This window comes from Streptomyces sp. NPDC048521 (genome assembly GCF_043199855.1).
Taxonomy (GTDB): Bacteria; Actinomycetota; Actinomycetes; order Streptomycetales; family Streptomycetaceae; genus Streptomyces.
The window spans coordinates 238,733-259,490 of the sequence record NZ_JBICWR010000002.1; the positions used below are offsets into that span (position 1 = coordinate 238,733).

The 20,758-nt window shown below is 71.0% G+C and carries 16 protein-coding genes; 12 read left to right on the forward strand and 4 right to left on the reverse strand.

Annotated elements, in window-relative coordinates; translation table 11 throughout:
- Positions 1-47: 47 nt before the first annotated feature.
- Entirely contained in the window at positions 48-2,504 is a 2,457-nt protein-coding gene (locus tag ACGFRF_RS05490) for an MFS transporter (protein ID WP_393737292.1), read from the reverse strand.
- Between the two features lie 152 nt (positions 2,505-2,656).
- Positions 2,657-3,100 (reverse strand): SRPBCC family protein, encoded by a 444-nt coding sequence (locus ACGFRF_RS05495; protein WP_393737293.1) that lies wholly within the window; start codon positions 3,098-3,100, stop codon positions 2,657-2,659.
- A gap of 134 nt (positions 3,101-3,234) precedes the next feature.
- Between ACGFRF_RS05495 and ACGFRF_RS05500 the strand changes: the two genes are divergently transcribed.
- The 3 genes from ACGFRF_RS05500 (at position 3,235) to ACGFRF_RS05510 (ending at position 6,933) form a co-directional block, all read left to right on the forward strand.
- On the forward strand, positions 3,235-4,296 hold the full coding sequence (locus ACGFRF_RS05500; RefSeq protein WP_393737294.1) for an Rv2578c family radical SAM protein: 1,062 nt from the start codon (positions 3,235-3,237) through the stop codon (positions 4,294-4,296).
- Positions 4,297-4,432: 136 nt separating this feature from the next.
- Positions 4,433-6,013 (forward strand): alpha/beta hydrolase, encoded by a 1,581-nt coding sequence (locus ACGFRF_RS05505; RefSeq protein WP_393737295.1) that lies wholly within the window; start codon positions 4,433-4,435, stop codon positions 6,011-6,013.
- A gap of 395 nt (positions 6,014-6,408) precedes the next feature.
- Complete coding sequence (locus ACGFRF_RS05510; protein WP_393737296.1) at positions 6,409-6,933, forward strand: GNAT family N-acetyltransferase; 525 nt, start codon at positions 6,409-6,411, stop codon at positions 6,931-6,933.
- 7 nt (positions 6,934-6,940) lie between these two features.
- Here the strand turns inward: ACGFRF_RS05510 and ACGFRF_RS05515 are convergent, their stop codons facing one another.
- Positions 6,941-7,525 carry an adenylosuccinate lyase gene (locus ACGFRF_RS05515; RefSeq protein WP_393737297.1) on the reverse strand — a complete coding sequence of 195 codons (585 nt, stop codon included), beginning with the start codon at positions 7,523-7,525 and terminating at the stop codon, positions 6,941-6,943.
- A gap of 379 nt (positions 7,526-7,904) precedes the next feature.
- Here ACGFRF_RS05515 and ACGFRF_RS05520 point away from each other — a divergent pair, with 379 nt between their 5' ends.
- From ACGFRF_RS05520 to pssA, 9 genes are all read left to right on the forward strand, one after another.
- Positions 7,905-9,719: a 3-hydroxyacyl-CoA dehydrogenase family protein gene (locus ACGFRF_RS05520; protein WP_393737298.1), complete on the forward strand. Its 1,815-nt coding sequence runs from the start codon at positions 7,905-7,907 to the stop codon at positions 9,717-9,719.
- A gap of 145 nt (positions 9,720-9,864) precedes the next feature.
- A complete protein-coding gene (locus ACGFRF_RS05525; RefSeq protein ID WP_393737299.1) occupies positions 9,865-10,686 on the forward strand; it encodes a TetR family transcriptional regulator in 822 nt (273 codons plus the stop codon).
- 434 nt (positions 10,687-11,120) lie between these two features.
- Positions 11,121-12,464 carry a crotonyl-CoA carboxylase/reductase gene (gene ccrA, locus ACGFRF_RS05530; RefSeq protein ID WP_393737300.1) on the forward strand — a complete coding sequence of 448 codons (1,344 nt, stop codon included), beginning with the start codon at positions 11,121-11,123 and terminating at the stop codon, positions 12,462-12,464.
- A 17-nt stretch (positions 12,465-12,481) separates the two neighbouring features.
- The gene (locus ACGFRF_RS05535; protein WP_393737301.1) at positions 12,482-14,509 is read left to right on the forward strand and encodes a protein meaA; all 2,028 of its coding nucleotides are present in this window, start codon (positions 12,482-12,484) and stop codon (positions 14,507-14,509) included.
- Positions 14,506-15,468, forward strand: a complete 963-nt coding sequence (locus ACGFRF_RS05540; RefSeq protein WP_393737302.1) for an HpcH/HpaI aldolase/citrate lyase family protein — start codon at positions 14,506-14,508, stop codon at positions 15,466-15,468. The genes ACGFRF_RS05535 and ACGFRF_RS05540 overlap by 4 nt, the downstream gene beginning before the upstream one ends.
- Before the next feature lie 5 nt (positions 15,469-15,473).
- A complete protein-coding gene (locus tag ACGFRF_RS05545; RefSeq protein ID WP_393737303.1) occupies positions 15,474-16,001 on the forward strand; it encodes a MaoC family dehydratase in 528 nt (175 codons plus the stop codon).
- 3 nt (positions 16,002-16,004) lie between these two features.
- The gene (locus ACGFRF_RS05550) at positions 16,005-17,210 is read left to right on the forward strand and encodes an acyl-CoA dehydrogenase family protein (protein WP_393737304.1); all 1,206 of its coding nucleotides are present in this window, start codon (positions 16,005-16,007) and stop codon (positions 17,208-17,210) included.
- Positions 17,211-17,379: 169 nt separating this feature from the next.
- Positions 17,380-18,036, forward strand: coding sequence for a phosphatidylserine decarboxylase (locus ACGFRF_RS05555; protein WP_393737305.1), 657 nt, complete (start codon positions 17,380-17,382; stop codon positions 18,034-18,036).
- Between the two features lie 22 nt (positions 18,037-18,058).
- Positions 18,059-18,877 carry a CDP-diacylglycerol--serine O-phosphatidyltransferase gene (gene pssA / locus ACGFRF_RS05560; RefSeq protein ID WP_393737675.1) on the forward strand — a complete coding sequence of 273 codons (819 nt, stop codon included), beginning with the start codon at positions 18,059-18,061 and terminating at the stop codon, positions 18,875-18,877.
- A 621-nt stretch (positions 18,878-19,498) separates the two neighbouring features.
- Here the strand turns inward: pssA and ACGFRF_RS05565 are convergent.
- Positions 19,499-20,635, reverse strand: coding sequence for a glycerate kinase (locus ACGFRF_RS05565; RefSeq protein ID WP_393737306.1), 1,137 nt, complete (start codon positions 20,633-20,635; stop codon positions 19,499-19,501).
- Positions 20,636-20,758 lie beyond the last annotated feature (123 nt).

Below are 20,758 nucleotides of genomic sequence, written 5' to 3' on the forward strand. Positions count from 1 at the left end.
CGGCGCGCAGCCCGGCGCCGCGCGGGCGCCACCTCCCGGTCTGCTCCTCAGTCCTCGTGCCCCAGTTGCAGGTCCCGTTCGGTGCGGCCACCGCCCGCGACCTGCAGCACGGTGGCGACCGGCGGGTAACCGGCGGCGATGACGGTGTACTCGCCGGAGGAGAGGTCCACGAACCGGAACGTTCCGTCGGGTCCGGTGGTGAGGGTGTCGACGACGTTGCCGGCGGCGTCGAGGAGCGTGACGCGGGCGTCCTCCACGGGGCGGCCGCCGGTCGCCCGGACGGTGCCCTTGAGTACGGCGCCGCCCGCGAGTTCGACGTTCTGCCGGGTCTCCCGGGAGGCCTGCACGGTGACGGGCAGCGCGGCGGGCCGGAAGGCGGGGGCGCTGGCGGCGAGCGTGTACTCGCCGGCGACCAGCTCGGTGATGACGTAGCCGCCCTCGCGGCCGCTGCGGGTGGCGGCGACGACCTCGCCGTGCACGTTGGTGAGGGTGACGGTGGCGTCCCGCACGGGGCTGCCGTCGGCGGTGAGGACGCTGCCCGCGAGACGTCCGGCGCCGCCGAGGACGACGTCGAGTTCGACGGGCCGTTCGCCGACGGTGACGGAGACGGCCTGCGGCTGGTGGCCGCCGGCGGCGGCGATGAGCACGTACGACCCGGAGCCGGGCGTGCTGAGCGCGTACCGTCCGTCCTCGCCGCTCGCGCCCCGGCCGATCTGCTGTCCGGCGACGTCGATGAGGGTGAGTGCCGCTCGGGGCACCACCGTGCCGTCGGAGTGCTGCACCGTGCCGCAGACGGGGATCCCGGCGGGGTACGGCGAGCGGTGCGAGAGGGGGGTCCCCTCGGCCGGGGGCTGGAGGCGGGCCTGTGGAATGGAGGCACCGGCCGGTGCGGTCTCCTGGTCGGCGGCGGGGGCGTTGTGGGACACCAGTGGTTTCTCCTTGAGGAAGAAGGCGATGAGCAGGCCGAGGACGAGCACCGGCACGAGATAGAGGAAGATCCGGGGCATCGCGTCGGCGTAGGCGCGGATGTAGGCGTCGCGCAGCGCCGGGGGCAGCGCGTGGACGAGCTGCGGGGTGATGGAGTCGGCAGCGGGCAGCCGGGCGCCGGCGCGCGGAGGCAGCTCCTCGCGCAGGGAGTCGGCGAGCCGGTCGGCGAAGAGGGTGCCGAAGACGGCGGCGCCGACGCTGCCGCCGATCTGCCGGAAGTAGTTGTTGGCGCTGGTGGCGGTGCCGAGGTCGGCCGGGCGTACGGAGTTCTGCACGGCGAGGACCAGCACGGGCATCACCAGGCCGATGCCGGCGCCGAGGACGGCCATCCAGATGCTGTAGTGCAGCCGGGGCGTGTCCTCCTGAAGCCGGGACAGCAGCCACATGCCGACCACGGAGACGGCACCGCCTAGCACCGGGAAGATCTTGTAGCGGCCGGTGTGGCTGATGAGCTGTCCGCCGATGATCGAGGCACCGACGATGCCGGCCATCATGGGCAGCATCAGCAGTCCGGACTCGGTGGCGCTGGCCCCGTCGACCATCTGCAGGAAGGTGGGCAGGTAGCTGGCTGCGCCGAACAGGGCGACGCCGATCACGAGGCCCACCAGGCCGCTGATGTTGAAGACGGAGTCGCGGAACAGCCGCAGCGGGATGAGGGGTTCGGTGGCGAAGCGCTCGGCGACGAGGAAGAGGACGGTGGCGGCGAGGGCGCCGGCCCCGAGGCCGAGGATCTGCCGGGAGTCCCACGCGTACTCGGTGCCGCCCCAGCTGGTGAGCAGGACCAGGCAGGTGGAGGCGGTGGCGAGCAGCAGCGCGCCGAGCACGTCGAGCCGCCCGCGGACCGTGGGTTTCGGGAGTTTCAGGACGACGGTGACGACGGCGAAGGTGACCAGGCCGAAGGGGACGTTGATGTAGAAGCACCAGCGCCAGGAGAGGTGGTCGGTGAAGTAGCCGCCGAGCAGCGGGCCCGCCACGGAGGCGAGGCCGAAGGCGGCGCCGATCAGACCCATGTAGCGGCCGCGTTCGCGGGGCGGCACGATGTCGGCGATGATCGCCTGTACACCGATCATGAGTCCGCCCGCGCCGACGCCCTGGACCGCGCGGAAGGCGATCAGCTGGTCCATGGTCTGCGCCCGCCCGGCGAGCGCGGAGCCGACGACGAAGACGGCGATGGCGAACTGGAAGACGCCCTTGCGGCCGACCAGGTCGCCGAGCTTGCCGTACAGGGGCAGGCCGATGGTGGAGGTGAGCAGGTAGGCGGTGATCGCCCAGGACATCTTGTCCAGGCCGTGCAGCTCGCCGACGACCTTCGGCAGCGCGGTGGCGACGATCATCTGGTCCAGCGCCGCCAGGAGCAGGGCGAGCATCAGCCCGAAGAACACCAGCCGCACGCGGCGCGGCCCGAGTTCGGCGGCGGGTACGGGCGACGGCGGCGCTGCGGCGGCGGTCCCCTCGGTCGCCTCCACCGCAGCCGGTGCCACGGCCGGCTCGTGCTTCACCAGAGTCGTCCCGCCCACGTACCGCTCCCCTCGTCACACCTGTCACAATTCCCGCGTAAGGCGACAACTGCGAACAACTGCGGCGAGTTACGGCACGGCCAGAGCTGGGGCGCAGATCCACTCGAACCGGTGAAGGGGCACAACACCCCTTCACCGGCGGGGGCTTGGAGCTACTTCTCGACCTCGGCGGCGAGGCGCGCGAGCACGGCGTCGTAGATCCGGCCGAGACCCTTGGGCGCGAAGGTCTTCTCGAAGAAGCCGCCGATGCCGCCGGCGCCCTTCCAGGTGGTGGTGACGACGACTCGGGACCTGCCCTCGCCGGCCGGGGTGACGCGCCAGGTGGTGACCATGGTGGAGTTGCGGTCCCTCTCGACCAGCTCGCCGTCGGTGGGCTCGCTGACCTCCAGCAGGCAGTCGCGCACCCGCTTGCTGGTGGCCTGGAGCTTCCAGTGGACGAGGGTGCCCTCGCCGTCGCCGCCCTCACGCACCTCGTACTCGCTGAAGTGCTCGGGCAGCAGCTTCTGCCGCGTGCCGCTGTAGTCGGCGAGGGCGTCGAACACCTTCTCCGCGTCCGCCGCGACGACCCGCTCCGTAGTGGCCTCGACCTGCGCCATTGCGTTCCTCCAGGACCTGGTTGCTCGGGGTTGGGGCAAGCCAACCATTCCGGCGCCCGGCCGCCCAAATCGAGGCCCGCACGATCATGGGAACAGATGTTCTATTGTGTGGGCAGTGCTAGCGAGGAGGCGTCATGCGCTGGGAGAACCTCACCGTCGAGTCCGCGGCGTCCGGGGAGCCCGTCGAGCACGGGCGGGCGGCCGATGCCGCGCTGTTCGGCGCGGACGCCGTCACCACCCGGACGTTCGACACCCCCGAGTTCCGCGGGATCACCTTCCACGAGGTGCGGGCGCGGTCGGTGCTGAACCGGGTGCCGGGCGCCTCGCGCATGCCGTTCGAGTGGACGGTCAACCCCTACCGGGGCTGCACGCACGCGTGCGTGTACTGCTTCGCGCGCAAGACGCACAGCTATCTGGACCTCGACACCGGCATCGGCTTCGACACCCAGATCGTGGTCAAGGTGAACGCCCCCGAGGTGCTCCGCCGCCAGCTGGGCTCCCGCCGCTGGCAGGGCGACCACGTCGCGATGGGCACGAACGTCGACTGCTACCAGCGCGCGGAGGGCCGCTACCGGCTGATGCCGGGCATCATCTCCGCCCTCACCGACCACGCGAACCCCTTCTCCATCCTCACCAAGGGCACCCTGATCCTGCGCGACCTGGACCTGCTGACCCGGGCGGCCGAGGTGACGGACATCGGCATCTCGGTCTCCGTCGGCTTCCTCGACACCGAGCTGTGGCGCACGGTGGAGCCCGGCACCCCGGCACCCGAGCGCCGGCTGGACGTCGTACGCACCCTCGGCGAGCACGGCATCGGCTGCGGGGTGCTGATGGCGCCGGTGATCCCGTTCCTGAGCGACGACCCGGCCCAACTGCGGGCCACGGTCCGGGCGGTCGCGGCGGCCGGCGCCACCTCCGTCACCCCTCTGGTGCTGCATCTGCGGCCGGGCGCCCGGGAGTGGTTCATGGCCTGGCTCGGGCAGCACCACCCGCACCTGGTGCGCCGCTACGAGCGGCTGTACGCGGAGGGCGCCTACGCGCCCAAGTGGTACCAGCGCCGGATCACCCGTCAGGTGCACGAGCTGGCGCAGGAGTACGGCATAGGGCCCACGCGCGCGGGCACGGCCCGCCGGATCCGCCCGGCGCGGCCGGAACCCGAGGCCGTGTCCGAGCCGACCCAACTCACCCTCATCTGAGCGCGTTCGAGGGCATCGCGCGACCCAATTGGGTCAAGTATCGCCGGAAGGCGTTCCACGGGTCCCCGTTGCCGGGACGATGCGGCGAGAACCGTGATCCTCACGGTTCGTCGCCGCCTCCGTCCCGGGAGGGCCCATGAGAACACGCGCAGCCGTGCTGTGCGCAGCCGTAGCCGTGGTGGCGGGTTCGGTCACGGCCGTCCCCGCGCAGGCGACCGCCCCGGCCTCGTCGGCGCCGTCCGCCCCGGCGGCGAAAGCCGCCTGGAAGAAGTGCGGCACGACCGAGTACCCGGCGCTCCAGTGCGCGTCCCTGAAGGTGCCGCTGGACCACGCGCACCCGTCGGGCCGGCAGATCACGCTCGCCCTGTCCCGGGTCCCGCACACCGCGCGGACGTCCCAGGGCCCGCTGCTGGTCAACCCCGGCGGCCCCGGGGGCAGCGGGCTGGCGCTCGCCGGATTCGTCGCCTCGGCGCTGCCCAGGAACGTGGCGGCCCAGTACGACGTCATCGGCTTCGACCCGCGCGGGGTCGGCAAGAGCACCCCCGCCCTGGACTGCGTGCCCGGCCACTTCGCACCGGGACGCCCGGACACCGTGCCGGCCACGCCCGCGCTGGAGCGGGCGAACCTGAGGCGGGCGCAGTCGTTCGCCGCCGCCTGCGGCCGCAAGTACGCCGATGTGCTGCCGTACATCGACACCGTCAGCACGGTCCGCGACATGGACGCCATCCGGCAGGCCCTCGGCGCGAAGAAGATCAACTACTTCGGGTACTCCTACGGCACCTACCTCGGCGCGGTCTACGCCAAGCTGTACCCCGAGCGGGTCCGCCGCCTGGTGCTGGACTCGATCGTCGACCCGACCGGTGTCTGGTACGAGGACAACCTGGGCCAGGACTACGCCTTCGACGACCGCCACCGCGCGCTGATGGCGTGGATCGCCAGGTACGACGCCACGTACGGGCTCGGCAAGGACCCCGCGCAGGTCGAGGCCGCGTGGTACGCGATGCGGGCCGCGCTGGCGAGGAAACCGGCCGGCGGCAAGATCGGCGCCGCCGAGCTGGAGGACACCTTCATCCCGGGCGGCTACTACAACGGCTACTGGCCCTACCTCGCCGACGCCTTCTCCGCCTACGTCCGCCACCAGGACACCCGGCCGCTCGTGAAGGCGTACGAGAACTTCGGCGCCGTGGACGCCGCGGGCGACAACGGCTACAGCGTCTACACGGCCGTGCAGTGCCGTGACACCCCCTGGCGGCGCACCTGGAACCGGTGGAACTCGGACGCCTGGAAGGTGTACGCCAAGGCACCCTTCATGGCCTGGAACAACACCTGGTACAACGCGCCCTGCGCGTTCTGGCCGACCGGCCCGCTGCAGCCGGTGGACATCGCCAACGGCAAGCTGCCGCCGGCGCTGCTGTTCCAGGCGACCGACGACGCGGCCACCCCCTACCCGGGCGCCGTCACGGCCCACCGGCTGCTGGCCGGCTCCGGCCTGGTGGTCGAGGAGGGCGGCGGCAACCACGGCATCGCGCTGAGCGGCAACGCCTGCCTGGACACGTACCTCTCCGCGTACCTGGCCGACGGCAGGGTGCCGCGCGGCGCCGGTACGGCCGACGCGGTCTGCGAGAAGTCACCCGACCCGAAGCCGCTCACGGGGAAGGCGGCGTCGACCTCCTCCCGCGGCTCCACCCTGCACGGCCTCCTGGGCTTCCGCCGCTAGCCACCCCGGCGGAGACACCGGGGGCGTTGTCGGCGGGGTGGTCCGCGATGGAGCCACGAGTGAACCGACCCGGATCCCCGCCCCCGCCGGGGCCGCCCCCGCGAGCCGGCGGTCCGGGCACGGCGGGTGTTCGAGAACCCGCGGCCGCTGTCCGGCCGCAGCGGGGCCGGCTTCGCGGACGTCGTGAAACTGACGTACTTCGTCACGGACACGGTCCACGTACCGGCGATCCGCGCGCCCGCCCCGCGCACAGACCCGACGACCGCCTTCCGGCGTCCTCCGCCGTGCGGGTGGCCGGGCTGGTGGCGCCGGAGTGCCTGACGGAGAGCGAGGCGATCGCGGTGGTGGGCGGATAATCACGGGCGCGCGCCGGAGCCGCTCCCTAGGGTGCCGTCATGGACGACCGACTCACCCGCATCCGCCCGATGGCCCTCGCCGACTGCGAGCGCGTCTCGGAGATCCGCATACGCGGCTGGCGCCACGCCTACCAGGGGATCGTGCCCCGGTCCTTCCTGGACGGGCTCAGCCTCGCGGCGGACGCCGAGCGGCGGCGGGTCCGCTTCGCGCAGGGGGACGGCTCGGTGGTGAACCTGGTCGCCGAGCGGGGCGGTGAGATCCTCGGCTGGGCGGCGCACGGGCCGTACCGGGACGGTGAGGCGCGCACCGGGGACGCCGAGTTGTACGCGATCTACGTCGACCCGGCCCACCTCGGCGGCGGGATCGGGCGGGCCCTGCTGACCGAGGCGGTCGGGCAGTGCTCCCCGTATCCGCGCATGTACCTGTGGGTGCTGCGGGACAACTCCCCCGCCCGCCGCTTCTACGAGCGCGCCGGGTTCCGGCCGGACGGTGCCGAGGAGCCCTTCGAGGCGGACGGCGTGGCCGTGCCCGAGGTGCGGTACGTCAGGGACCTGCGGGACTGACCGGACGTCACCTGGCCTCCCGCTGCCGCGGGATCCGCGCCAGCGCGTGCACCGCCGCCTCCGCGAGGGCCGGGTGCGCCAGGGCCTCGTTCAGCACCCGCCGGGCGCGGGCGTCGCCGAGCGCGCCCAGGCCCTCCACACAGGCGAGGGCGACCCGCCGGTAGGGGTCGTGCGGGCGCAGCCGCCGCTCCAGGGTGGTGATCAGCGCGGGCACGGACTCCGGGGCGCGCAGGGCGACCAGCAGCCGTACCGGGTGCAGGGCGTAGGCGACGCGCAGTTCGTTGGTGGCGAGGGCGGCGGCCGCCCGGGCGGTGCGCGGGTCGCCGAGCCGGGCGAGGGCGTGGGCGGCGGAGGCGCAGCGCGGCGGGTCGCGGTGGTTGAGCAGCAGCACCAGGGACTCGAAGGCACGCCGGTCGCCCGCGAGGCCGAGGCGGAACGCGGCCAGTTCCCTGGCCCACAGCGGCTGTCCGGGAGCGGTGAGGACCTCCGCCAGTTCGCCGTGGTCGGCGGTGGCCAGCAGGCACTCGAACGCCGCCGAGCCGCCCGCCTCCTGCCGTAAGCGTTCTGTGAGCGATCGCAACTCTTCGTCCACGAGCACCAGCGTAGAGGGGTTGCGCCGGCAGAGGGAGCCAGATCACAAAGTCCGGGGACTAGCGTGCTCGTTACCCGCCGGTTAAGCTCATTCGAGCGAGTAACCCTCTCGCACTTCCACTGGCGACGGTTTGGTGACGCGGCCGTCGCGAGCGTGGTCGGTTCGGTGCACGGTGTGTACCGCAGTACGACCCGGCTTCGGGACAGAGCCGGTCGGAAGTTCCGCCGCTCCCCGGGCGTGTGCACGCCCGTGGCACCGGCAGCACCGGGCGTGTGCGCTCGCAGCCCGGCAACACCCGCACTCCTTTTCCGCACCGTGGTGCGCCCTCGGGCGCACCCGGCGCGCTCCTCGTCGTCACCCTCATTCCTGGAGTCCCGCGATGGCCACTCCCCTGTCCCCCCAGTCCGGCAGCCCGCTGTCCCCGCTCAGGACGATCGCCGTCGTCGGCCTCGGCACCATGGGCACCGGCATCACCGAGGTCCTCGCCAAGGCCGGCCGCGAGGTGATCGGCATCGACATCAGCGAGGCCCAGGCCACGCGGTCGCTCGCCGCCCTGGAGGCCGCCACCTCCCGCGCCGTGGCCCGCGGCCGGCTCACCGAGGAGGAGCGCGCCGGGACGCTGGCCCGGGTCCGCACCTCCACCGACCTGCGCGCGGCGGCCGACGCCGACCTCGTCATCGAGGTGGCCCCGGAGTCGTACGAGATCAAGCAGCAGATCTTCCGTGAGCTGGACGGCATCGTCCGCCCGGAGACGATCCTCGCGACCGGCACCAACGCCCTGTCCGTGACCAGGCTGGCCGCCGACTCGGCCCGTCCCGAGCGCGTGCTCGGCCTGCACTTCTTCAACCCGGCCCCGGCGATGAAGCTGGTCGAGGTCGTCTCCTCGGTGCTGACCGCGCCGCAGGCCGTCGCCGCGGTCACGGACCTGGCGATCGAGCTGGGCAAGGAGCCGGTCGCGGTCGGCGACCGCCCCGGGTTCGTCGCGGACGGGCTGCTCTTCGGCTACCTCAACCAGGCCGCCGCGATGTACGAGGCCAGGTACGCCTCCCGCGAGGACATCGACGCGGCGATGCGGCTCGGCTGCGGCCTTCCGATGGGCCCGCTCGCCCTGCTGGACCTGATCGGCATCGACACCGCCCGTACGGTGCTGGACGCGATGTACACCGAGTCCCGCGACCGGCTGCACGCCCCCGCCCCGATCCTCAAGCAGCTCAGCGAGGCGGGCCTGACCGGCCGCAAGTCCGGGCGCGGCTTCTACACCTACGAGGCGCCGGGCAGCGCCACGGTCGTGCCGGACGCGCTGACCCCGGCGGAGGGCGGCTCGCTCACCGCCGGGCGCGAGGTCCGCTCGGTGGGTGTCGCGGGCTCCGGCACGATGGCCTCCGGCATCGTCGAGGTGTTCGCGAAGGCGGGCTACGCGGTCGTGCTGGCCGCCCGCAGCGAGGAGAAGGCGCAGGCCGCCAAGGCCCGGATCGGCAAGTCCCTCGCGCGCTCCGTCGACAAGGGCCGGCTGACCGCCGAGGCCGCCGCGCAGATCCTGGACCGGATCACCCCGGCCGGGTCGTACGACGCCTTCGCCGACGTGGACCTGGCCGTCGAGGCGGTCGCCGAGGACCTGGAGGTGAAGCGGCAGCTGTTCGAGGCGCTGGACAAGGTCTGCAAGCCCGGTGCGGTCCTGGCCACCACCACCTCCTCGCTGCCCGTCGTCGCCTGCGCCCGCGCCACCTCGCGCCCGCAGGACGTGATCGGCATGCACTTCTTCAACCCGGCGCCGGCGATGAAGCTGGTCGAGGTGGTCCGTACGGTGCTGACCGCGGACGACGTCCACGCGACGGTCCGCGAGGTCTGCGTCAAGATCAAGAAGCATGCGGTGGACTGCGGCGACCGGGCCGGTTTCATCGTGAACGCGTTGCTGTTCCCGTACCTCAACAACGCGATCAAGATGGTCCAGGAGCACTACGCCTCCCTGGACGACATCGACGCCGCGATGAAGCTCGGCGGCGGTTACCCGATGGGCCCCTTCGAGCTGCTGGACGTGGTCGGTCTGGACGTCTCGCTGGCCATCGAGAAGGTGCTGCACCGCGAGTTCCGCGACCCCGGACTCGCTCCGGCCCCGCTGCTGGAGCACCTGGTGGCCGCGGGCTGCCTCGGCCGCAAGACGGGCCGCGGCTTCCGCGAGTATGCCCGCCGCTGACGGCGTCGGCGACTGGTTCGACGGCGCCCCGGACGGCGCGGACTGGGGCGGGCTGCTCGACCCGGTGGACACGCCCCCGCCCTCCACGGGCGGGGGAAACCCCGCACCTGCGCATCGAGCTGCGCACATGCAGTACGTTCGGGTCATGTCCCAGCCCGCCAAGTCCTCACGTACACCAGCTACGCCCGACGCGCCGGAGAGTGCCGCAGGCAGTCGCGCCGCCGCCCAGCGGCTCAAGATGCGCCGAGAACTGGCGGCCGCGGCCATGGAGCTGTTCGCGACCAAGGGGTACGAAGCCACCACCGTCGACGAGATCGCGGCCGCGGCCGGCGTCGCCCGCCGCACGTTCTTCCGCCACTTCCGCTCCAAGGAAGAGGCGATCTTCCCGGACCACGACGACACGCTGATCCGCGCCGAGGCGGTCCTCAACGCCGCCCCCGCGCACGAGCATCCGCTCGACACCGTGTGCCGCGGCATCAAGGAAGTCATGAAGATGTACGCGGCGCGGCCGGAGATCTCGGTCGCCCGCTACAAGCTGACGCGGGAGGTGCCCACCCTGCGCGAGGCCGAGATCGCCTCGGTGGCCCGTTACGAGCGCCTGTTCACCCGGTATCTGCTCGGCCACTTCGACGAGCACGCGCACGCCGACGACGCCAACGACGACCCGTTGCTGGCGGAGGTCGCCGCCTCCGCCGTCGTCACCGCCCACAACCACGTCCTCAGGCGCTGGCTGCGGGCGGGCGGCCAGGGGGACGTGGAGGCCCAGCTGGACCACGCCTTCGCGATCGTGCGCAAGACGTTCGGCACGGGGATCGGGGCCGGGCGCGGCTCGGCCGGCCGGCCGGCCGCCGCCACCGCCCCGGCGACGGTCTCCCCGCACGGCGAGGTGCTCGTGACGGTCGCCCGTACCGACGCGCCGCTGGACGAGGTCATGCGGACCATCGAAGAGGCTCTGAAGGAGCGCTGACGGCTCCGTTCGCTCCCTTCGCGCTGTGATGACGGCCACCCTTCGGGGTGGCCGTTTTGCCATGTCAGGGGCCGTTTTCCCGCACATTTCCAGGGACGTTCGATCGATCATCGCTCATTTGTTACGTAAAGATTTCATCTGAGGCCAAATTCTGGCACTCAGTGCCTTGTCAGCTGACACGCGGTGTCATACGTTGAAGATGTCCGGGCGGTCGGCGAGCAGAGACCATTCGCTCGCCGGCTGTCCCCGCAAGCCGACGGCCTGCGCGCCCGGACGCCTGCGTCACAGGCAACCTCCCGCGCCACAAAGCGCTGCCGAAGCACCACCGAGCCGAACCGACGGCACCCCCGAAAAAACCCTCAGCAGCACTCATCGCAGCACCGACGAACCCCCAGCGCCCCTCCCTCAGGGCGCTCACCGCCGGAGGCAACACCGTGACCGTGAAGGACATCCTGGACGCGATCCAGTCGAAGGACGCCACGTCCGCCGACTTCGCCGCTCTGCCGCTCCCCGAGTCGTACCGTGCGATCACCGTGCACAAGGACGAGACGGAGATGTTCGCGGGCCTCGAGTCCCGTGACAAGGACCCGCGCAAGTCGATCCACCTCGACGAGGTGCCGGTGCCCGAACTGGGACCGGGCGAGGCCCTGGTGGCCGTCATGGCCTCCTCGGTCAACTACAACTCGGTGTGGACCTCGATCTTCGAGCCGCTGTCCACCTTCGGGTTCCTGGAGCGCTACGGCCGCACCAACGAGCTGGCCAAGCGGCACGACCTGCCGTACCACATCATCGGTTCCGACCTCGCGGGCGTCGTCCTGCGCACCGGCCCCGGCGTGAACGCCTGGAAGCCCGGTGACGAGGTCGTGGCGCACTGCCTGTCCGTCGAGCTGGAGTCCTCCGACGGCCACAACGACACGATGCTCGACCCCGAGCAGCGCATCTGGGGCTTCGAGACCAACTTCGGCGGGCTCGCCGAGATCGCGCTCGTCAAGTCCAACCAGCTGATGCCGAAGCCGGACCACCTCAGCTGGGAGGAGGCCGCCGCCCCGGGCCTGGTCAACTCCACCGCCTACCGCCAGCTGGTCTCCCGCAACGGCGCCGGCATGAAGCAGGGCGACAACGTCCTGATCTGGGGCGCCAGCGGCGGCCTCGGCTCCTACGCCACCCAGTTCGCCCTCGCCGGCGGCGCCAACCCGATCTGTGTCGTCTCCAGCGACCAGAAGGCGGACATCTGCCGCTCGATGGGCGCCGAGGCGATCATCGACCGCAACGCCGAGGGCTACAGGTTCTGGAAGGACGAGAACACCCAGGACCCGAAGGAGTGGAAGCGCTTCGGCAAGCGCATCCGCGAGCTGACCGGCGGGGAGGACATCGACATCGTCTTCGAGCACCCCGGCCGCGAGACCTTCGGCGCGAGCGTCTACGTCACCCGCAAGGGCGGCACCATCACCACGTGCGCCTCGACCTCGGGCTACATGCATGAGTACGACAACCGCTACCTGTGGATGTCGCTGAAGCGGATCATCGGCTCGCACTTCGCCAACTACCGCGAGGCCTGGGAGGCCAACCGGCTGATCGCGAAGGGCAAGATCCACCCCACGCTGTCGAAGGTGTACTCGCTGGAGGACACCGGCCAGGCCGCCTACGACGTGCACCGCAACCTCCACCAGGGCAAGGTCGGCGTGCTGTGCCTCGCCCCCGAGGAGGGCCTCGGCGTGCGCGACGAGGAGATGCGCGCCAAGCACATCGACGCCATCAACCGCTTCCGCAACGTCTGAGACACCCGAGGTCATAGATGACTGAGCGTCAGAAGGACCGGCCGTGGCTCATGCGCACGTACGCCGGTCACTCCACGGCCGAGGCGTCCAACGAGCTGTACCGGCGCAACCTCGCCAAGGGGCAGACCGGCCTGTCGGTCGCGTTCGACCTGCCGACGCAGACCGGCTACGACCCGGACCACATCCTCGCCCGCGGCGAGGTCGGCCGGGTCGGCGTGCCCGTGGCGCACCTCGGTGACATGCGCCGGCTGTTCCAGGACATCCCCCTGGAGCAGATGAACACCTCGATGACGATCAACGCCACCGCCATGTGGCTGCTGGCGCTCTACCAGGTCGTCGCCGAGGAGCAGGGCGCGGACATCACCAAGCTCCAGGGCACGACCCAGAACGACATCGTCAAGGAGTACCTGTCCCGCGGGACGCACGTCTTCCCGCCGGGACCCTCGCTCCGGCTGACGACGGACATGATCGCGTACACGGTCTCCCACATCCCGAAGTGGAACCCGATCAACATCTGCAGCTACCACCTGCAGGAGGCGGGGGCCACGCCGGTGCAGGAGATCGCGTACGCGATGTCCACCGCGATCGCCGTCCTCGACGCCGTCCGGGACAGCGGCCAGGTGCCGCAGGAGCGCATGGGTGACGTGGTCGCGCGGATCTCCTTCTTCGTGAACGCGGGCGTCCGCTTCATCGAGGAGATGTGCAAGATGCGCGCGTTCGGCCGCATCTGGGACAAGGTCACGCGGGAGCGGTACGGCATCGAGAACCCCAAGCAGCGCCGCTTCCGGTACGGCGTCCAGGTCAACTCCCTGGGCCTGACCGAGGCGCAGCCGGAGAACAACGTCCAGCGGATCGTCCTGGAGATGCTGGCCGTCACCCTCTCCAAGGACGCACGCGCGCGTGCCGTGCAGCTGCCCGCCTGGAACGAGGCCCTCGGCCTGCCCCGGCCCTGGGACCAGCAGTGGTCGCTGCGTATCCAGCAGGTCCTCGCGCACGAGAGCGACCTGCTGGAGTACGAGGACATCTTCGAGGGCTCGCACGTGGTCGAGGCGAAGGTGAACGCCCTCGTGGAGGAGTCCCTCGCCGAGATGGACCGGATCCAGGAGATGGGCGGCGCGATGGCGGCCGTCGAGTCCGGCTACCTGAAGTCGCAGCTGGTCTCCTCGCACGCCGAGCGGCGGGCGCGGATCGAGTCCGGCCAGGAGAAGATCGTCGGCGTCAACATCTTCGAGACGACCGAGCCGAACCCGCTCACGGCCGACCTGGACACCGCCATCATGACGGTCGACCCGGCGGTCGAGGCCCGTGTCATCGAGTCCCTGCAGAGCTGGCGGGACACCCGCTACCAGCCGCCCTTCAACCACCCGCGCCCCTGCAAGGCGCTGGAGCGGCTGAAGGAGGCCGCCAAGGGCACCGACAACCTGATGGAGGCCACGCTGGAGTGCGCCCGCGCCGGGGTCACGACCGGTGAGTGGGCCGGGGCGCTGCGCGAGGTGTTCGGCGAGTACCGGGCGCCCACCGGGGTCTCCTCCGCGCCGGTGGCCGTCGCCGCCGAGGCCGGCTCGGCGCTCGCCGAGGTCCGCGCCAAGGTGGACGCCACCGCCCGCGAGCTGGGCGTCGCCCGCCTGCGCTTCCTGGTCGGCAAGCCGGGCCTGGACGGGCACTCCAACGGCGCCGAGCAGATAGCCGTGCGCGCGCGTGACGCCGGCTTCGAGGTGGTCTACCAGGGCATCCGGCTCACTCCGGAGCAGATCGTGGACGCCGCTCTGGCGGAGGACGTCCACGCCGTGGGCCTGTCGATCCTGTCCGGCTCGCACGCCCAGCTGGTGCCGGACGTGCTCCAGCGGCTGCGTGTGGCCGGTGCCACAGATATACCGGTGATCGCAGGTGGCATCATCCCGAACGGTGACGCCGAACAGCTCAGGGCCGCCGGAGTGGCCGCGGTGTTCACCCCGAAGGACTTCGACATCACCGGAATCATCGGCCGCATCGTCGACGAGATCCGGAAAGCGAACAAGCTCGACCCCCTGGAGGTCCCCGCATGACGACCGTCAACCGCCTTCGCCCGCGGCGCTCCTGCCTGGCCGTGCCGGGCTCGAACCCGCGCTTCCTCGAGAAGGCGCAGGGCCTCCCGGCGGACCAGGTCTTCCTGGACCTGGAGGACGCGTGCGCGCCGCTCGCCAAGCCCGAGGCGCGGCACACCATCGTCAAGTTCCTCAACGAGGGCGACTGGACGGGCAAGACGCGGGTCGTGCGCGTCAACGACTGGACGACCGAATGGACGTACCGGGACGTCGTGACGGTCGTCGAGGGCGCCGGCCAGAACCTCGACTGCATCATGCTGCCGAAGGTGCAGAGCGCCCAGCAGATCGTCGCGCTGGACCTGCTGCTGACCCAGATCGAGAAGACGATGGGCTTCGAGGTCGGGAAGATCGGCATCGAGGCGCAGATCGAGAACGCGCAGGGCCTGAACAACGTCAACGAGATCGCGCAGGCCTCGCCGCGCATCGAGACGATCATCTTCGGCCCGGCCGACTTCATGGCGTCGATCAACATGAAGTCGCTGGTCGTGGGCGAGCAGCCGCCCGGCTACCCGGCGGACGCCTACCACTACATCCTGATGAAGATCCTGATGGCCGCCCGCGCCAACAACCTCCAGGCGATCGACGGCCCCTACCTCCAGATCCGCAACGTCGACGGCTACCGCGAGGTCGCCCAGCGCGCCGCCGCGCTCGGCTTCGACGGCAAGTGGGTGCTGCACCCGGGCCAGGTCGAGGCGTCCAACGAGATCTTCTCGCCCTCCCAGGAGGACTACGACCACGCCGAGCTGATCCTGGACGCGTACGACTACTACACGTCCGAGGCGGGCGGCAAGAAGGGCTCCGCGATGCTCGGCGACGAGATGATCGACGAGGCCAGCCGCAAGATGGCCCTGGTCATCTCCGGCAAGGGGCGCGCCGCCGGCATGCAGCGCACGAGCAAGTTCGAGATCCCGGAGGCCTGAGCGCCATGCAGTTCGGACGCACCTACGAGGAATTCGAGGTCGGGGCGACGTACAAGCACTGGCCGGGCAAGACGGTCACGGAGTACGACGACCACCTGTTCTGTCTCCTCACCATGAACCACCACCCGCTCCACATGGACACCAACTATGCGGAGAAGACGACGGACTTCGGCAAGAACGTCGTCGTCGGGAACTACATCTACTCCCTACTGCTCGGCATGTCCGTCCCGGACATCTCCGGCAAGGCGATCGCCAACCTCGAGATCGAGTCGCTCAAGCACGTGGCGCCGACCTTCCACGGCGACACGATCTACGGCGAGACGACCGTGCTCGACAAGTGGCCGTCGAAGTCGAAGAACGACCGCGGCATCGTCTACGTCGAGACCAAGGGCTACAAGCAGGACGGCACCCTGGTGTGCGTCTTCCGTCGCAAGGTCATGGTGCCCACCGAGACATACATCAAGGAGCGCGGCGGCGAGCAGCCCGGCCGCCCGGAGCCGACCGCACCTGCGGAGAAGAAGTCGGAGAAGTAAGCCATGGCCCGTCTCGCCCAGACCGCCGGTCTGACCGACGTCCAGCAGGAGATCCTCTCCACCGTCCGGGACTTCGTCGACAAGGAGATCATCCCGGTCGCGACCGAGCTGGAGCATCGCGACGAGTACCCGCAGCAGATCGTGGACGGCCTGAAGGAACTCGGCCTGTTCGGTCTGATGATCCCCGAGGAGTACGGGGGCCTGGGCGAGTCGCTGCTCACCTACGCGCTGTGCGTGGAGGAGATCGCCCGCGGCTGGATGTCGGTGTCCGGCATCATCAACACGCACTTCATCGTGGCGTACATGCTCAAGCAGCACGGCACGCAGGAGCAGAAGGACCACTTCCTGCCCCGTATGGCGGCCGGCGACATCCGCGGCGCCTTCTCGATGTCGGAGCCGGGCCTCGGCTCCGATGTGTCGGCGATCACGTCGAAGGCGGTCAAGGACGGCGACGAGTACGTCCTGAACGGCCAGAAGATGTGGCTGACGAACGGCGGTACGTCGTCGCTCGTGGCCGTACTCGTCCGCAGTGACGAAGGACACCCCGAGGGCACGGCCCCTCACAAGTCGATGACCACCTTCCTGGTCGAGAAGGAGCCGGGCTTCGGGGAGGTCCGCCCCGGTCTCACCATCCCCGGCAAGATCGACAAGATGGGCTACAAGGGTGTCGACACCACCGAGCTGATCATGGACGGACTGCGCATTCCGGCCGATCGGGTGCTCGGTGGCGTCACCGGCCGAGGTTTTTACCAAATGATGGACGGCGTCGAGGTCGGCCGCGTCAACGTGGCGGCGCGTGGCTGTGGCGTCGCCCAGCGTGCGTTCGAACTGGGTGTCCAGTACGCCCAGCAGCGGCACACCTTCGGCAAACCGATCGCCCAGCACCAGGCCATCCAGTTCAAGCTGGCCGAGATGGCCACCAAGGTCGAGGCCGCTCATGCCATGATGGTGAACGCGGCACGCAAAAAGGACTCCGGACAACGAAACGACCTCGAGGCAGGCATGGCGAAGTACCTCGCCTCCGAGTACTGCAAGGAGGTCGTGGAGGATGCCTTCCGGATCCACGGCGGCTACGGCTTCTCCAAGGAGTACGAGATCGAGCGCCTCTACCGGGAGGCCCCGATGCTGCTCATCGGTGAAGGCACCGCCGAGATCCAGAAAATGATCATCGGGCGCAGGCTGCTCGAAGAGTATCGATTCCAGGGCTGATTGTCCGGATGCGGGGTGTTTTCTTCGAGAAGAAGATCACACCCCGTAGACACTCTTCGGCCGCCGACTCGGCTTCCTGGCTTGCCCAGTTGCGGCCCACGACCGGTACGATCCCGGAAAGCCGCCGTCCCCCGTCATAGCGCGGCATCATCCGCTACGAAGGTCATCCATGCCCCACAGCCAAACCTCTGCACCTCGCGACAGCCTCGCAGGCGTACGCCTCGCGCGCGGAGCATCGCCGTGGCTCCTCCCGACCGTCGCCACCGCAGCCCTCAGCCTGGCCCGCGCTCGCCGCTCGGGCGCCGCCAAGGCCGTCGCCGTGCCCGCCACCGCGCTCGCGGCGGGCATGCTGTGGTTCTTCCGCGACCCCGAGCGTGAGATCGCCACAGGCAGGGTCATCTCGCCCGCCGACGGTGTGGTGCAGAGCATCATGCCGTGGAAGGACGGCCGCACCCGCGTCGCGATCTTCATGAGCCCGCTCAATGTCCACGTCAACCGCGCGCCCCTCGCGGGCACCGTGACGTCGGTCGAGCACATCCCGGGCGGCTTTGTTCCAGCTTTCAACAAGGAGAGCGAGAACAACGAGCGCGTAGTCTGGCATTTCGACACCGAACTCGGCGACATCGAGATGATCCAGATCGCCGGCGCGGTGGCCCGTCGCATCGTGCCCTACCTTCCCGAGGGCACGAAGGTCGAGCAGGGCGACCGCATCGGTCTGATCCGCTTCGGCTCGCGTGTCGACCTCTACCTGCCCGAGGGCGTGGAGGTCGCGGTCGAGGTCGGCCAGAAGACCGTGGCTGGGGTGACTCGCATTGACCGTGATTGATCCGGAGACCCAGGCGGGCTGGGTGCCCGAGGCCGACGAGGTGGACGAAGAGGAGGAGATGCCCCTCTCGCTGCGCCTGTCGATAGCGGACACCCTCACGCTCGGGAACGCCACGTGCGGCTTCATGGCGGTGTACTTCACCACCACCGGCATCCTGATCCCGCACCTCACCGGCAGCCAGGAGTCCGGCATGGCCCGCCACAGCGCGGCCACGGCGGTCATCCTGATGCTGTGCGCGGCGGTCTTCGACCTGTTCGACGGCCTGGTGGCGAGGAAGCTGCGCTCCTCCCCCATGGGCGCCGAGCTGGACAACCTGTCCGACCTGATCAGCTTCGGCCTGGCGCCGGCGTACTTCGTGCTCGTCTACGGCATGGTCGCGGACGACGCGCACCAGAGAGTGGCGGCGCTCGGGGCGATCGTGGTGCTCCTGGCCGTCGTCCTGCGTCTGGCGCGCTTCTCCTGCGTGACCATGAAGGACGGCATGTTCCAGGGCATGCCCTCGCCGTTCGGCGCGCTGACGGTCGTCTCGATCGTGCTGCTCGAGCTGCCCTTCGTGGCGACGCTGCTGGCGATCCTGGGCACGGCGTGGCTGATGGTCAGCCGGGTGGAGTACCCGAAGCCGCGGGGCCGCCTCGCCGGCGCGATGCTCTCCTGGATCGTGCTGTCCATGGGGCTGCTGGCCGCGTGGGCCTTCGACGCCCCGAGCGGACAGCTGCTGCTCCAGACGGGCTGCGCGCTGCAGCTGGTCATGGGCGCGGTGATCCCGCTGTTCGCCACGGCTCGCCGGGTGAACAACTTCCGCGACAACCGGCGTGAGGCGCGGGCGGCGCAATTGCCGTAGCGCTCCGCTGTCGGGGCCCCGGACCTGGTCGGGTCCGGGGCCCTTCGCTGTGCCGGCACCGACGCCGGCGGCCCCTGGGGCTCCGCCCCCCAGGCCCCGGCCCACGCCCACCCACCACCCGACTCGGCAGGCCGAGAGCCGGACGAGGCCAGCGGGGCGAGGCAGGGCAGGGCGATCGTCGCCCGGGACGGCGCCCACCTCACCCGGCTCGGACGCCCAGCACGGCACCCACCCAACCGATCGAGACGCCCATCACGGCCTCCTCCAGCCGATCGAGGTGTCCAGAACAGGGTCCACCCCAGCCGACCCGGACGCCTCGGCGCCCACCCAGCCGACCCGGACGCACACGATGGCGCGCACCCCACCCGGACGCCCAGGACAGCCTCCCCGGGCCGATCGAGGTGTCCAGAACAGCGCCCGCCCCAGCCGACCCGGACGCCCACAACGGCACCCACCTCACCCGGCGCGGGCGCCTGTGACGGCGCCCACCCAGCCGGCCCGGACGCACACGATGGCGCGTACCCCATCCGGACGTCCACGACGGCCTCCCCCGGCCGATCGAGGTGCCCGGAGCAGGGTCCACCCGGCCGCTGAGTCCGGTAGGCGGGTGGGGCAGCGGTGTCAGTTCAGGAAGTCGGCGGCGATCCGTGCGGCGACCCGCTCGAGGATCGGTCCCGCGTCCGCGATGCACGTGGCCACATCCGGCTCGACGGACGTCAGCGGGTAGGCCCGTCGGATACCGGCCCGCCCGAGCACCTCCGGCGCCAGCGCGAGCCGCCCGCACACGGCCACGACCTCCTTGCCGGCGGCCCGAGCGGCGGCGGCCACTCCCGCCGGTGCCTTGCCGTGCAGCGTCTGCTCGTCCAGGGACCCCTCCCCGGTGATCACCAGGGAGGCCCGCTCCAGGGCGGGTGCGAAGCCCAGGACGTCCAGCATGACCTCGATGCCGGGACGGAAACGCGCGCCCAGGAGCAGGGCGCCGTAGCCGATGCCGCCCGCCGCTCCCGCCCCCGGGGACGCCGCGTACTCCGCCGCCCGCGGCCCGACCTCGGCCTCGAGCACCTTGGCGTAGTGGGCGAGCGCCGCGTCCAGGGTCGCCACGTCGTCCGGCGAGGCCCCCTTCTGCGGGCCGTACACGGCGGGCGCGCCCTTCGGCCCGGTCAGCGGGTTGTCGACGTCGCTGGCCAGCACCAGCTCGACCGAGGACAGCCGGGGGTCGAGACCGGACAGGTCCGCGCGGGCCAGGCCGGCCAGCCCGCCGCCGCCCGGGGACACCGGTTCACCGTTCTCGTCCAGGAAGCGTGCGCCGAGCGCCGCCAGCATGCCCGCGCCGCCGTCCGTCGTGGCGCTGCCGCCGACGCCGAACACGATCGTCCCCGCACCCGCGTCCAGCGCGGCCCGCAGCAGTTCCCCGGAGCCGTACGTGGAGGCGGTCAGCGGCGCGAAGACACCGGCCGGGAGGCGCTGGAGCCCGCTCGCCTCGGCCATCTCCACGACCGCCGTGCCCTCGCGCAGCGCGAACGCCGCGGTGACCTCCTGGCCGAGCGGTCCGGCGACCCGGACCTCCCGCCGTGCGAAGCCGGCCGCGACCGCCGCGTCCACGGTCCCGTCACCGCCGTCGGCCACGGGCAGCGCCTCGACCTGAACGTCCGGCACGACCCGGCGCAGCCCGGCCGTCACCCGCTCGGCGACCTGTACGGCCGTCAGCGAGCCCTTGAACTTGTCCGCGGCGATGAGCACCCGACGGGTCTCGTTCACTGCAGCGTCCGCCACCTTGCTTTCCCCTTGCTCTCCGGGCCCCGCGCACGTCAGGGCCAGTCGCGCCGCTGCGACCATAACCTCAGGACGCCCTCCCCGTCATGCCCCGGCCGAACCCTGGCA

Coding starts and splice junctions, on each gene's coding strand:
- ACGFRF_RS05495 (WP_393737293.1), bottom strand. CDS start 3,100: ATGGCGCAGGTCGAGGCCACTACGGAGCGGGTCGTCGCGGCGGACGCG.
- ACGFRF_RS05500 (WP_393737294.1), top strand. CDS start 3,235: ATGCGCTGGGAGAACCTCACCGTCGAGTCCGCGGCGTCCGGGGAGCCC.
- ACGFRF_RS05505 (WP_393737295.1), top strand. CDS start 4,433: ATGAGAACACGCGCAGCCGTGCTGTGCGCAGCCGTAGCCGTGGTGGCG.
- ACGFRF_RS05510 (WP_393737296.1), top strand. CDS start 6,409: ATGGACGACCGACTCACCCGCATCCGCCCGATGGCCCTCGCCGACTGC.
- ACGFRF_RS05520 (WP_393737298.1), top strand. CDS start 7,905: ATGGCCACTCCCCTGTCCCCCCAGTCCGGCAGCCCGCTGTCCCCGCTC.
- ACGFRF_RS05525 (WP_393737299.1), top strand. CDS start 9,865: ATGTCCCAGCCCGCCAAGTCCTCACGTACACCAGCTACGCCCGACGCG.
- ACGFRF_RS05535 (WP_393737301.1), top strand. CDS start 12,482: ATGACTGAGCGTCAGAAGGACCGGCCGTGGCTCATGCGCACGTACGCC.
- ACGFRF_RS05540 (WP_393737302.1), top strand. CDS start 14,506: ATGACGACCGTCAACCGCCTTCGCCCGCGGCGCTCCTGCCTGGCCGTG.
- ACGFRF_RS05545 (WP_393737303.1), top strand. CDS start 15,474: ATGCAGTTCGGACGCACCTACGAGGAATTCGAGGTCGGGGCGACGTAC.
- ACGFRF_RS05550 (WP_393737304.1), top strand. CDS start 16,005: ATGGCCCGTCTCGCCCAGACCGCCGGTCTGACCGACGTCCAGCAGGAG.
- ACGFRF_RS05555 (WP_393737305.1), top strand. CDS start 17,380: ATGCCCCACAGCCAAACCTCTGCACCTCGCGACAGCCTCGCAGGCGTA.